At 42.0% G+C, this 14,935-nt stretch carries 7 protein-coding genes; 2 read left to right on the forward strand and 5 right to left on the reverse strand.

Annotation, left to right across the window (positions count from 1 at the left end; genetic code table 11):
* The first annotated feature begins 265 nt into the window (after window positions 1–265).
* Both KHA99_RS30155 and KHA99_RS30160 read left to right on the forward strand, forming a co-directional pair.
* The gene (locus KHA99_RS30155; protein WP_213121179.1) at window positions 266–1,615 is read left to right on the forward strand and encodes a sigma-54 interaction domain-containing protein; all 1,350 of its coding nucleotides are present in this window, start codon (window positions 266–268) and stop codon (window positions 1,613–1,615) included.
* A gap of 170 nt (window positions 1,616–1,785) precedes the next feature.
* Window positions 1,786–2,769, forward strand: a complete 984-nt coding sequence (locus KHA99_RS30160) for an L-lactate dehydrogenase (RefSeq protein WP_213121180.1) — start codon at window positions 1,786–1,788, stop codon at window positions 2,767–2,769.
* Window positions 2,770–2,879: 110 nt separating this feature from the next.
* Here the strand turns inward: KHA99_RS30160 and KHA99_RS30165 are convergent, their stop codons facing one another.
* The 5 genes from KHA99_RS30165 to KHA99_RS30185 form a co-directional block, all read right to left on the reverse strand.
* The gene (locus tag KHA99_RS30165) at window positions 2,880–6,629 is read right to left on the reverse strand and encodes a carbohydrate-binding domain-containing protein (protein WP_213121181.1); all 3,750 of its coding nucleotides are present in this window, start codon (window positions 6,627–6,629) and stop codon (window positions 2,880–2,882) included.
* A gap of 335 nt (window positions 6,630–6,964) precedes the next feature.
* Window positions 6,965–7,720, reverse strand: coding sequence for a response regulator transcription factor (locus KHA99_RS30170; protein WP_213121182.1), 756 nt, complete (start codon window positions 7,718–7,720; stop codon window positions 6,965–6,967).
* A 470-nt stretch (window positions 7,721–8,190) separates the two neighbouring features.
* Window positions 8,191–11,364, reverse strand: a complete 3,174-nt coding sequence (locus tag KHA99_RS30175) for an alginate lyase family protein (protein WP_213121183.1) — start codon at window positions 11,362–11,364, stop codon at window positions 8,191–8,193.
* 96 nt (window positions 11,365–11,460) lie between these two features.
* Complete coding sequence (locus KHA99_RS30180; RefSeq protein WP_213121184.1) at window positions 11,461–14,181, reverse strand: polysaccharide lyase 8 family protein; 2,721 nt, start codon at window positions 14,179–14,181, stop codon at window positions 11,461–11,463.
* Window positions 14,182–14,513: 332 nt separating this feature from the next.
* Entirely contained in the window at window positions 14,514–14,930 is a 417-nt protein-coding gene (locus KHA99_RS30185; RefSeq protein ID WP_213121185.1) for a hypothetical protein, read from the reverse strand.
* Window positions 14,931–14,935: the final 5 nt, after the last annotated feature.

Genomic DNA, 14,935 nt, shown 5'->3' on the forward strand with positions numbered 1-14,935 from the left:
TGAGTCAGAATCAATTCATCTTACTTGTTCCTAATAAACGGTTGAATACAAATAAACCGTTTACAAAGGAACGAATATTTCGTTAAATTGAATTAGTGTGATTTAAATCACTTATCTTTTATTAATGCAAGTATCGTGCCAATTATTAAAAACGCGTTATAATTAGGAAAAGTGTCAATTTCATTCACTTCTCGCGTTAAAATAGAGTCGTTTTCAACTCACTTGAATTACAATCAACTCAAACCGAGTAGGGAGCTGTCCTCCTATGTTAGATAATATACAAATACCCGAAATAACAGGTGAAACATTAAGAAAGATCTTAGACCATTCTTCTGATGAAATATTTGTTATTGACCGGGATCAAAGGATTATTTTTGTTAATAGTGTTTGCGAAAAGCATTATGGTTTAAAGCCGGAGGATGTGGTCGGAAAACAAAATGCGGAATTATTTGAAATGGGGTATTGGAAGCCCTCGATTGTACCTTTGGTTTTTAAGGAAAAAAAGCCAGTTACTATCAGGCAATCCACCTATATTGGGGCTGAGCTATTAACGACGGCAGTTCCCATATTAAACGAGGAAAATGAAATCGAACTAATTGTCACTACCTCACAAGAGATGCAAACGTTTAAGCAGATTAAAAAAGAAAGAGAAAATCACCCAGCAGAATCTCCTCACTCCATTCCAATCACGAATTGCCAAAAAATGAAGGACATTCTGAAGGTCTGTGAAAAAATCGCGAAGGTAGATTCAACCATATTAATTCAGGGGGAATCCGGAACAGGAAAAGGCGTACTGGCTCAGTACATTCATGACATAAGCAAGCGGAAAAACAAAACATTTCTGAAGCTTAATTGTGCAGCCCTGCCAGAAGACCTGCTCGAATCAGAACTTTTCGGTTATGCCGAAGGAGCATTTACCGGTGCCAGCAAGCACGGCAAAAAGGGGCTTCTGGAGATAGCGGATCAAGGGACACTGTTTCTCGACGAAATCGGTGAACTGCCTTTATCCTTGCAGGCAAAATTATTGCAGGTCATCCAGGAAAAACAGTACCTTCCGATTGGCGGATACGAAATGAAAAAGGTGGATGTCCGGATAATCGCCGCGACAAACCGTGATTTAGTCGAAATGGTGGGGAACAAAGTTTTTCGCGAGGATTTATTTTACCGTCTGAATATTATCGATATCCACCTTCCCCCGTTAAGAGAACGCAGAGAAGACATAATACCGCTGACCTATAATTTTTTATATAAGTTTAATAAAAAGTATGAAATGAATAAGATTATCTCTCAAGAATGCTTGGATATCTTTCATGAGTACTCTTGGCCGGGAAACATCCGGCAACTTGAAAATGTGATGGAAAGGCTCGTTGTCACCAGCGACTCGACCATCCAGAGGTGCGACCTGCCTGAGCTCATCACACAAAACATCCAGCCGCATACTCAGTACAGCCTCCCGGCAAGGCTTGACGATGCCATTGAACATGTCAAAAAAACGTTAGTGGTCCAGTCTTATAAAAAAAATAAGAGTTCTAGAAAAGTTGCGAAGGATTTAAACATCAGCCAAACACGGGCGGTAAAGCTAATCAGCCAGTATTGCGGGGAAGTCGAAGAGTAGATTTGGATGAATGGATAAAAGAAATATAGCCAAAAAAGGCCAAGGGAGTTTCCCTTGGTCATTATTTATAGGTATGGAGGGCACGTTGGAATGAACAAAATTTTTAAATAGTAAAAATATTATCCCTATTGTGATAAAATATTTACATTGATTGTTTAGGAGGTAAACCAATGAAAAGAAATAAGTTAGTTGTAGTAGGAGTGGGCCATGTCGGCTCTTATGTTCTGGCAGATGCCATGAAATTAGGATTATTTGCGGAAATTGCAGTCATTGATATCGATAAGGATGTTGCTTTTGGCGAAGCGCTTGACCAAGCGCATGCAACCGCTCTTACCTATATGTCGAACACTTCGGTCCGTGCCGGGGATTATTCCGAATGTGCCGATGCAGATGTGATTATCTGCGCTGCCGGCCCGAGCATGCTGAAAAGCGAAGGTGATAAGATGCCGGACAGAGCCCAATTGGCTGCTGTCAATGCTGAGGTCATTCGTGAAGTCATGACGGGAATCAAGAAACATACAAAAGAAGCCATCATTATTTTGATAACCAATCCGTTAGATACCATGGTCTACATAGCAGAAAATGAATTCGGCTATCCGAAGGGACGTGTATTTGGAACCGGCACGATGCTTGATTCTGCCCGCCTTCGTAAAATCATTGCCGACAATTATGACATTGATCCAAAAAGCGTGACAGGGTATATGATGGGCGAACACGGCCATACAGCATTCCCAGTATTAAGTCGCTTAAATGTGCAAGGCTTTGGCGAAAAAGAATTAGACCAGGTTTTTCAAGGAAAAGAGCCATTAAGCCGGGAGCGAGTTAAGCAGCAGGTAGTAAAGGCAGCCTTTGATGTGTTAAATGGTAAAGGGTGGACCAATGCTGGTGTTGCCCAGGCCGCAGTTACACTAGCTAAGGCTGTTTTGCTGGATGAACGAAGTGCTTATCCTGTGTGCACTACCTTACACGGACAATACGGCTACGACGGTGATGTTGCCTTAAGTATGCCATGCATCGTCGGCAGAAATGGTGTGGAGCAGCAATTAGAAATTGCACTTGATGACCAAGAAATGGAATGGCTGCATCAATCTGCGGAGTATATTAAAGAAGCGATGAAGGTGGCAAAGACAGGTAAAATCCATCATTCACTCTAAAAACATCAAAAACCACTTCCCTAGGTTCATAGGAAGTGGTTTTTGCTATTGCAAAATATGTTAGTAATACGCCAAGGGTTCACCTGCAACCTGCAGTCCTTAGCTGTCGCTTACCTTCGTGTTAACTTTATATAATCAATCACAATGGAGCCGGCTTTTGTGGCTTGAAACCGAATTGGATAGGTGCCTGCAGCCGGGAATGTCACCGCTCCTAAATCGACTGGAATATATTGATTAGCCGTTGAACTAAGTTGATTGACCGCCTCCCCTTTCGCTTCACCATTTACATATGCTTGAACCGTTGCCCTTCCTGATGTATTGGTCTTATATTGATAAGACACATCAAAAGTGCCTGCCGTTGGAACATCGATATTGAATTGAATCCACTCGCCAACTGGTACCGAATTGGTTTGCAAATAATAGATTCCATTTGTCGATGAGGTAGAGAGTGTAATGCCAGGGATACTCTTCGTAACCGAATTGAGCTGCGACTCCCCTTCAATCAATATCTCAAGCGGTACAATAATCCGGTAATTTGCCTTTGTCGTTCCGTCTTCAGCGGTGACAACCAAAATATCTCCCGTTTCAAGCGCACCAGAAGTCTTTGGCTGGCCGGAAGAGCCGGTGACAGAATAAGTTTGAGCCGTACCGTCAGTTGACTCAATTTGACTGGCCAAGTCAGTTACTGTAGTACCCAAAACCGTCGTAATGGTATTTCCCTCCGTGTCCAGATTGGTAATATTGTCATGACCGTCTCGTTTCAATTGAATTGAGGTATTATGCGGATCCTTTACAATTGGCGGATACGCTTGACCATCTGTCACAGTTGCATTGACTAAGTCCTCAAGCGGCGTCAGCTGATTGCCCCAAGTCTTCTTGTAAAAAGCAGCATTTTTCACGGTAATATTGCTGGAATTTTTTAATTGTATGACACTTGGGTTATTTTCCCCTATAACCATTGTTAAACGGTCCAGCACCGCATTTTTAACATCGTCTAACACAAAAGCATAGCGATCATCATTTTTCTCAAAATTTGTCGTTACATTTTTGAACGTCAGTCCATCGACATGTCTTGCCCAGAATCCGTAGGCAGGCTGTACACCGAAGTCACCAACATTGTACTTGCCAACACCTAGCTCAGGAGGACTGATATGTGAATCAGCATAACTGTTGCCGCCCTTTACTAAAATATCGACGTTTTCAAAGTTTACATTCTCGATATAACCGATACTGCGTCCATCCGGCAGTTGCGGACCGCCCTCACCAACCTTATAACCAGCAATAATCGGTGTTGCCTTACTTTGATTGGTATAAGGAACCCAGCGCTTGGATGGGTCGCCGTATTGGCTTCCTTGGTAAACCTGTTCAATATTTACATCTTTAATGTAAATGTTTCTCACGTGTCCGATATTAACGTTTGTACTTAATAGTTCATCACGTTGCACACCGTTTTCCATAAATTTCATCCGCTGCGCTTGTCCGCCAATCACCCGGCCCCGATTGGAGATTGAAATGAAGAATGGTGCCCGGGTGCGCCGCATCTGAGCCTCATGGTGGATTGGCCCTGTTTTGCCTGAATTCAAGTAAATATTTTCAACGGTTGCGCCGTCATTGGTTGAAATCGAGAATCCCGCTTTATTTCCTGCTAATACATAGATGTTATCGACATAGGCATTTCTAATGTCGTCAGCTGTTTCACTACCGATTTGGAATAGATTACAATTCGTGTCACCGATAATATTTCGCACATAAAAATCTGATGCGGGTCTTGTAAATCCTAAGGAAGAGTCGCTGCCTGGCTTGACAATGTCATCGGAAGTTCCTTTAGCATAGATGTTTTTTGCTGTTACATAGCTGCTTTGCATATAGTCAAAAACATCCCTAGCCTGTCCGCCTTTACCTTTATCATAATAAAAGTCATGTGTATTGATATGGTCCGTACCGGTTGCCAGCAATGCAAAGTGACCGGCATTATCCACTCTCAGCATATTACTGATATCTTTTTGCTTCACTTCATTTTTTCCATCTTTGTCGATGCTTTTAATATAATATGGCTCGTCAGTGGTTGGCGAATCAGTCTCTTCATACCACAAATCAAGCCTATTATCTAAACCGCCAAATTCAAAGTTGGTGCTTAGCTTTAAGGTAACCATCTTATCCGTACGATTATTCGGTGCGTTATTCATGACCCCATCACTAGTCACAAGATTACCATTTCCGGTAATTCGTCCATTTCCAATAATTTTGACATTGTCGACCCTCTCACCGAAGAACATACTATTTCTAAAGTATGTGTGGCCAACATCCTGCTTTGTCATGTAATTTTCAGGATCCCGGTATGGCCCTGTATCTGTAGGGGAAGTACCTGAGCGATAAGCTTTATCTGAAAAATAAGCTGATTCAGGGGCGTCTCCACCTTTCAATGCGGCAATCGTCGCATCTTTATCGACATATAAGTAGACATTGCTTAGCAGATGTACGGTTCTTACATTAAAGGTGCCATTTTCAAACAGCAGCGTGCCGCCTCCAATCGAATTAAGGTACGCAATCGCATTATTAATGGCTTCTGTATCATCAGCAGTTCCGTCACCTTTTGCATCCATAAGCTTGACGTTAAATTTTCCTGTATAGAATTTAGCAATATTTGATTCTCCGTTGTTCTCCCCGCCAGTGACGTCGAGCCTAAAGAAGTATTCTGTATTCGGAGTCAGGTTCTGAACTTCAACTTCTCCACTTTGTTTATCCACTTTTGCAATGCTTTCCGTCCAGGTTATTCCCTTATCTGTTGACTGCATCAACTTGATGAAGGCAGCATGCTTCGGAGCAGTCCAGCGGAATTTAGCCTTCGTGTAAGTTTCGCTATTTTCCTTATATGTTAGGCTCTTATCTAAAACTCTATGAAAGTTGCTTATCGTTTTAACCACATTTAAGCTGACAGTACATGATGGACTTGGTAATACTTCCGGTTCAGAGGTCGTGTAGGAAGCCTCAAACTGATAGCTGCCTTTTTTTATAGATACATCCTTAAAGGTGATTTGCAGATCCGCTCCATTTGCCGGTCTTAAATCGAGACCCTTGAAAGTGATGACTTGGCTGCCGTCCTTGTTGTTATCAATCTTGACCGTCCCTACTTTTTGGAAACGATATCCTTCCCCGACTCTGCCGATGGACTGTGTCTCAAGCCCAGAAAGCTTGACTTCCCCTCTGCCAATTACATTGACAGTGGTGTTATCCATCGTGGCATTTATGCCCTTTGGAACTTTAAGAACCACCTCTGTTGCCGGACTTCTCATTCCTGCAAAGAAATTCAATACAACATCCGATTCGGTCTTTTCCGTAATTTCGTTGTCTTCGAGTTCCATTTTGCCGCGGACGGCACCTTCGATAACTTTAATCTGGTAATCGTAGGAATCCTCTCCTGCCGTTACGGTTAGAACATCACCTTGGCTGATTCCATCTGTCGGTTGTTTTACTAACCCATTTACATCCTTCACGGCATATGTTTGGGGTACAGCTGCTTTGGAAGTAATTTGATTGAATAGTTCCCCCACTGTTTTGATTTCTAACGTGGTGCGCCCCTGACCTTCAGGGGTATCGACTGTATAAATAAACGTATCACCCGAAGTAAGCGTAATCGCATCATTGGAGACAGCAAAAATATTTATGCCTTGTTCTGATGGTATAATTGATAGCTTTTCAGGTACCTTGCCACTGCCTTCGAGTTGATCATTCTTGATTTCTTGGGTTTCAGCGGCAGATGCGGTTGCGTGAAAGCCTTCCCCGAGTGAGGCTAATACAGTCGAAAATAAGAGCACCAAAAAAGCCATTGCTGAAAATCCTTTTTTCACTATCTTTGTCATCCTTCCACTCCCTTATTGTTTATTTAACCAGATATCCACTCGCTTATGTTTTGGTTTACATCCTCCTTCCTGAAACAGCCATAGAATTGTTCGGTCCTTCTTGGGAGCGTATACAAAGATTGTATAGCAGATGCCGCTGTGCCATAAGGGGTAGTTTTTATATATTTTTTAGAAATTTTTAGATTATTTGGCTGTTATAATGAAATGGGTAAAATGGCACATAGGGGGTGGGATCAGTCTGACTTAGAGAGCGCTGGAAAAAGAAAAAGCCAGATCATGCTCCTGGCTTTAAGAGATTGGATGTTTCGTTGTCATTACCCGCTGCGCAATTCTTTCTAAACACTGACCTTGCCGCGTTGAAACGATTTGCGAAATTCTGAAGGTGTTTTTCTTTTTATTCTTTTAAATGTGTTGCTGAAATATGACAAATCCGCATAGCCGAGACGATGGGCTATTTCTGTTATTCTAAGAGATGTGCGTGTGAGCAGCCGCTCCGCTTCGTCCATACGCAATTGCTGAACATAATCCAAAAAATTTTGATTCATTTGGCGCTTAAAAAGCTGGCTTAAATAGCTGGGATTCAAGTGGACCTCCTTTGCTGCCTCCGTCAAGGTCACTTCACCTGGCACCCTGGATTTGATGAACTCTACCACATGTTCCACAGTGGACTTTTCCAATGGATTTGGATCCGATTTCCCTTCACTCTGCTCAACGAAATCCACACAAAGATTGAGCCATCTTTCTAAACAGACCGCCATTTCCTCAACTTCTACAGGCTTTAGTAAATAATCGAATGCACCTGCCCTTAGAGATTGCTGGGCATAGGAAAAATTATCGTGACTGCTAATCATCACAACTGCTTGTCTTTGATTGACCGAACGCAATTGCTCCAAGAATGTTAAGCCATCCATGACAGGCATCCAAATATCCGCCATAATTAGGTCTGCATGATTGGTTTTCAGCCAGTGCAGCGCTTCTGAACCATTGCTGCTTTCGTGGCAGACCATAACCGGCAGACCAGTCTTTTCGATAGTCCGTCTGATGGCGATCCTTCCCCATCTTTCATCGTCTACAAGTAATATTTTTTTCATTTCTCATGCCTCCTAATTCATTACCGGGGCGGAAACGGCAATTTGATATCAACAGGACTCCTTCGGAATGCTTATATTTGGTAATCCGAAATATTATCCATGTAATATTCAGACGAGTTAAACCACTGTAAATCGCCGCAAAACAGGTTTAGTTTTTTGAAGCGCTTTCAAACTGATGTAATACTGCTGTTAAGCCAGATCGGATTCAATTAGGCTAGAATGATGATAGGAAAGTTTTTATTGCTCATCGATATCTTTTGCAGACAATCCCAATCTTGTATATGAAATCCCAAATCTTTGATACTATCATATTATTTTTAAATTATCTGTCAATGCAACTTTTTGACTATTCTCCCCAGTGGATTAATCTAGAACAATAAATAAGGTCCTTTCAAGCACTTTTTCCAATTGAACAGAAAGCGGGCATTTATAATCCCCGCTTTCTAGTTCAAGTCACGATTTATCTGGATTTACTTATCTTTGCCACCAGGAAAGTCAACCCGTTTCACATTGATATGATAGGTTTTTGGTTCACCTTTCTCCGGCGTCACTTCTATATAGATTGGATTATCGCCAATTTTTAATAGAATCGGCTGCAACTCAGAGCCAGCCACACCATTTACCTTCACTCTTGCAGCAGCATCGGCGGTAACCGGTGTAATCTTAATTCTGTTCATATTTCGTTTCAGATTAACTGTATACTCAGTTACATCCGCATTAAACGAAGGAGACAATGTCCCCTCGCTAAGGATCAGCCGGCTCAAGTCAGCATTCGTTTCCGACGGAATAGCAGATACTTCAACATCATCCAGGTTCATATATCCGATACTGGAGCTGTCTAATCTGAATCTGAAAAGGAAGTTCGGTTTATCAAAGTTATTTGGATTACTAATCGTAAAAGTGAACGGAGTTTTGGCATACGTATCAGTCAGTTCCGAATGACTGCTGTCCCTGAGCAACTCACCTGATGTATTCCAGGTATTCCCGTTATCAACTGACCATTCACCGACCAATTTATAGCCATTAGATTTATTTTGTGTTCTTGCGTTAAATGAAATGGTCAAATCCTTATAGCCTTTCGTACTTACATTCACCGTGGCAGTAGACCCGTTTGCTGAATCCTTCAACAGCCTTAATGCTGCCGGCATCGACCGGGTATGGGTTGAATTCCCATCTTTCACAAAGATTTGCGCCGGGGCTTTGAATTGGCCTTGATCATAATAGCCTTGATACCATGTTAGTGGTTTACTGTCAGCTGCTACTTGTGGGAATTTTTCCATAATATCGAATAAGCTGACACTGCTATCCTGTGATAATATTTCATCAATTCTTGGATCGGACCTGAATTCAGTGAAGCCGGATTGATAAATTTTAACAGGAAACTTTTTGTCGGATTCTGTTACCTTTACCGTATATGTCTTTGTTGAACCATTTGGCGATTCGACTGTATACTTGACAGGGGCCGTAAAATCATTGGCCGTTTCACCGCTCACTTGCACGGACTTGCCTACTTTTACACGCTCCCCGGTTGTGATAAAGGAGGCAACTAATCCTTTTCGTTCCGTCCCCTTTGGCACCGTTACGTTGATCTCATTACCGTAGATGGTTCCAACCACAGGGGTATATAATTCCCTGAAGCTAAACGTGACGATTTCTTTCCGCGGGCTTCCCCCAGGGAGAACCGGTGCGACCAGATTTGCCCGATGGGTGGTTAACTGGTCTTTTAGCATGATATCGGATGCACTCCAGTAGGAATCTTCCCCGAACTTGGCAGCCGCTTCCCGCAAGTATGTAGAGAAAATCCTTTCGTCCTCTTGGGCCTCGAGTTCATCGTATGGCCATCCTGCGAAATCAACTACATAAGGAGTAATAAAGTCATAAGCCTTCCGGATTTCCCCTCCAGCGTTCCAAACATCTACTCCTACTTGATCACCTATCACTGCCAGCATGGTAAATGGGATCAAATTAAAAGTGAAATAATGGAATGGCCGCGTTCTCCGCAGCTCTTCAGGCATGGTCCCATCGTCCATAATTTGCTCCGCCATCCGCGGAATTGTTGTTTCTTGTAAGTAATTCTTGGCTTTAATTTTAGCACCCAGATAAAGATTATAGGCTGTGAACTGGGCATCAAACCAGGTGCCATGGTTATTGGCGGTATTTTTCTCGTCCTGAGCCACTGAATTCGTTTCCAGCCAGTTCGTATATTCTGATAACCAGGTCTTAAACTCGATGGTGTCGTTAGTCGTCCAGCTGTTCGAAGGAGAGATGAGCTGGATGTCATCAATGATATCCAGCAATTTATCCGATTCCAGTACTCCTTCCTTACGGCCGTCGGTTACGCCTGGAACACCCTGGGCATACCTCATGTTTGGATTCATCTTGGTTTCTGGATTGATAAACCAGGTTTTTAAAAGCAGCGACGCATGTTTAGCGTACTCTTCCTTATTGGTTAAATAGTAGGCAAGTGACAGTGACGATACGGCATCCCTTAAATCCATAAAGCTCTGCTTATCATATTTTTCCGTATAGCCTTCAGGGTTAAATTGGCCATCCCTGTTAATATACGGCATCCCATCCGGTTTTGTAGGGTCCGGCCACCAGTATGGTCCGATACTCCAATAATCATGAATACTGGCATTAGGAGCGGGGGTCGGTTTGTACGTTACAGAATAAGGACCCTTGGTTAAAGCTGTATCGGCCTCTCCAATTAATTTATTTACCGCATCAGTATATTCTTTGCTGCCGCTTGTTAGGGATTCTTTCACTTTCGTAAGCTGCTGGAAGTTGATGAGAATCGTGTTTGGCTTTTCCGTTGGGATTATCGATAAAATGGTCGCGTCACTTTCCGTTCCATCCTTTGCGGCAGTCTTAACGGCAAAGGTATATTCTTTGCCATTGGCTAGACCGTCAATGGTTACCTCACCGACGCCTTTATCGATTATCCTCGTAACCGGGGTAGGATTGGAAGGATCGGAGATGTCTGTTATGATGACCTGATCGAAATCCAAATAGTTAGTATCCTGTGCCGGGTCCTGCCAATGAATGATTCCTTGTCCGTTACCGTTGACCACGAATGCATTCGTGACTGAAGCGGTTTTGGCAGGAACATCGTTATATAGTTCGAATTCTGATACATTAAAATTTTTTACAGTATCCACAAGAGTAAAGGTTACTTTTACATACCGGCCCTGCACTTGTTGATCAAATGCAGCCGTTTCTGTTCTGGGACTGTTTGATGCTTTGTTCTCGATTGATTTTTCATAGGCAGCATTCCATATGGAGCCATTGTCATTGTTATATTCAATCTTCACTTTATCGGAACCTATATTGGTTCCGAATTGCAGGACAGCCTTGTTAAAGGTCTTTACTGACCCAAGGTCCAGAATACACCAAACCACTCCATCCGGTCGGTCAGAACTATTCGGCTGCCACAAAGTTGCTGTATTTCCATCTACAATATTGGCTAATGGATTGCTTCCCGTCATTGAACTAGAAGCATTTAATGCGGCTGCATGCAGCGCCAAATTAACCTGTTCAGCAGCCTTTGCTGTTTTCATCTGAGCGCCCGTTTGAAACAGCGAAGCAACCAGAAGAATAATCATAAATAAGCTGCAGATTCTCCGGAACCTATTTCGTATGAACATGGAATTCCTCCTTCATTTTTTAATCAGCTATTCAAAAAAAGGAAACCCTCCGGTCCAAACGTCCCGAAAGGGCCTCCTTTAAAATTTTATTGGGTATTACGGCTGGGACCAATATTCAATCAGCTGCTCAACCTTAGTGCTTAATTCTTCCTTTGCGCTGCCGGAAATTTGGTCTTGCAGTCCTTTATTATTAATGTGCTTTTGGAAGTCTTGTAAACTCTTAACCGCTTGAGGCAGGTGCTGCTTGCTGTACTGGTCTTGTGCCTGTGTTAAATTTTCCTTTAGCTGTACCAGCAAAGCTCCTTGTACACCTCCAGAATTCGCATAGTCATCGACAAGCTTGTTAATTGAATCGACACTTAGCAGCGCCAGTTTTACCTTGAATGTTTTCCCTTTTGCATTTTTTACATCGATGGACAGTTTAATTGTTGGGTACGTGTGGGAAATGGAAACACCACTGTCGGCCGAAACCACAAACGCTGCCGGGTTATTGATTTCAAGATTGATCGTGCCAGCGTTTTTCTGAGTTGGATCCGATACGGAGATCTCCAATTCATTTCCGGATTGCATAGTCATGACCGAAGCCTTTTTATCACTGGAAATAAAATCTTTTCCATCAACTTTTAAAGGTTGGCTATTATCATTCCAGAAATTTGCCGCCACGATATTCAGTTTCTTTTCCTGAACAGCTTGTACATCACCAGAGTTTTTAAGCACTTGGATATCAGGATTATTTGCATAATCTGTTGTTTGGCTGCTTGTTTTGTTTGGCAGAAGTACATATTCATACGTATCGTTGACAGGATTTTTTCCGTGATCTTTCCAGAGTGTTACAAAGTTTCTGGTTACATCCGAATCATCGGTAAATTTAGGATACAGGTTACTATTGCTCCATTTATCCGTTCTTGCTTCACGCAAGGCATTTATTGTAGTCGGTTCCGGGAAGTAGTAACCGATATCGGAACCAGTTGTATTTCCTTGTAAATGAATGGTCTTAACATCGTTGATTGACTCTTGCCAGCCTAAATTTGCTGACTTGGCAACTCCATTAACTGTCAGCTCATTCGTGCCGTCATTTTTAATTTTTCTGTTTTCGATTGTTGTTTCAATTGTACGGTTGTCGGTGCTATTAATGCCTGCACCCAATGCAACAACCTCATCATCGAACATGAACCAGGATTTTTTGGCTGTCAAAGTGTTTTTCCAGGCTTTGGAGCCGTTCGATGCCATGCCGGATACTCCGTATAGCCCTGCGATGTTTGTACCGCCTACCCAATCTTCCGCACTCGCTTTGCTTTGTCCCTCGCTAGACTTTCTTGTCTGGGTGTCGACTGTTGTGCCAGGGATTCTGTACATATTAACGGTTCCCCAATAATCATCACTATATTGGCTCAAATCGCTATTATACAAATAGGTAGCGCCGTCACCCATATACCAGCCTTTGAGGTTTTCATCGTTAATAGATTCATAGTTATAGATACGGCTGGAAGACATGCCAAGAGCGAAGCCGAAATCCGGACGTAAATGAACGGTACGGTCCATGTTAGCAAATTGGCGGTTCGTGACCAGTTCTCCCCTTGGTTTAATCGTTGAATCGTTCACAATTTGCTTGGCCAGTACGACATGATAAATGGGAGCTGTTTCATAAAAACTCAGGTACGTATCCGATTGGATCCACTCTTTTACCATGCTTTTTAGTCTTGCTGCATACTGAGGCGGAGCAAACGAGGCAAGGTGTAGAATCGGTCGGATGGTTTCGTGGCCCATTAAATGATCCTGCTGATTAAATCTTGAAATTTCCCTTCCGCGAATTATATCCATTAATCCGCCTTTATAAATAACAGGCTCATAGGAATCAAATATCCATTTGTACATGTTATCCAGGTTAGGGTCTTTAACCTTCCAATCAGAACCGTCTAATAAATAAACGAAGGATACCAGATTGGCAAGCAGCGCTTTCCCATACCCTCCAGTATACGGATGGTTTCCATGCTGCAGGAAGGAGCCGTCTTTATAAAATCCATCTCCAGTTGTAACATATTCAAATAACGGGCTAATCGCGTCACGTGATGCGGCAAGCTTGTCCCCATCACCTAGGATAATCGAGCGAATTCCTACAACTTGTGCAACATACATGAGGTTTGCACCTGTTGCCTTGCCCCCATTGGCCTTCGTTGGATCTGGGGTAAATTTATCAATTACTGCCATATAATTGTTTCTTTCTTCCGGTGTCAACTGATCATATATCAAAACGACTGTATCATTAAGAGCAAGCGGTGTACCGATACACCAGTCAAACCAGTTTGTCTTGCCAATTGATCTGTTGGTGTTATATTTTTTTTGGTATAGCCAGTTTAATCCATTTTTAATATCTGTTATTAATTGAGGGTTTTGATACAATGTGACTGTTTCCCCAGAGCTGTTTTTGATGGCTGCCCCTTTAGTTTCATAAGCCACTGCCATGGCATTTAAACGTTGATACGCCAGTGTCATAGGGCTTGATTTACTCTTTTCTACCGTGATCACACTGTCATCTAGATCTTCCCAAATATAGTTATCCGGATTGGTTTTAACCATGGGTTCCCAATAGTCATATGCGGTCTTAGCAATAATGTTCACCTTGCTGGCCACATCCGGGTCTTCCAGCGAGAAGTTACCCCCTACTAAATAAGACTTCCATTTTTGCCTCAGGACTTCAAAATCTGTTGACGTTCCTTCTGCCGCGGAACTATGTTTCACAGCAAATGGTAAAATGGTTGCAAACACAACCAGAAAAGCTAAAAGCGTTTTCCCCACTATCGATAATAGATGTCTCACTTGCTCTTTCCCCTCGTTTCTTAAAAGATTAAAAGCCTCATCAACCAGCAAAGATTTTTTTAATCTATTCCCCCCTTCAAGAAAACACGCTATCAACTTACTTTAAGCATGCAAGCGATTTCAAAAGATCAAGTATATTTTAACACTGGTAAAATATTCAGAATACACACGCATTTTAGGAGTTTTTGCAAAATTTTTAGGAATTTTGCTAAGCCTAACATAGCCAATTCTAAAGAAACCGCAAAAAACCACTCCCTAACTTTTTAGGAAGTGGTTTGGTATTGATTATTTGAATAAGAACTTTTTTGACTTACTTCTGGTATTCCGAAGGTTTATTTTTCCTTAGAAACGGCATTATACTTGTTTAATTTTGTAAACCGTTTTTTCTTTTTTAGGTACTTTTCGTTAAGAACTACCACTTTCCGGTTCTCAGTGGTTAAGTATTTTCGATAAACTGTTTTATATTTTTCAAACGCAATGTTCCCTAATATATAAATTGGGAAGATCATGAACATGTGGATGACTATTTGCAGCATTAAATCAATTTTATTCCCCATGACGTATTTAGTCATTACAGCATGAGCCAAAAGAGAAGCCATTATAATTATTACTATATTACAAATATGGAAAGGGACAGTATCTGTTTTTTCATGTAACACCCGCTCAAGTTCGGACTTAATATAAAGAGTTGTAAATACTGATATCACAATCATGAAAAGGGAAACTACATATGTAAGAACAGTGTTCATTTATT

This window comes from Neobacillus rhizophilus, assembly GCF_018343535.1.
Classification (GTDB): Bacteria; Bacillota; Bacilli; order Bacillales; family Cytobacillaceae; genus Neobacillus; species Neobacillus rhizophilus.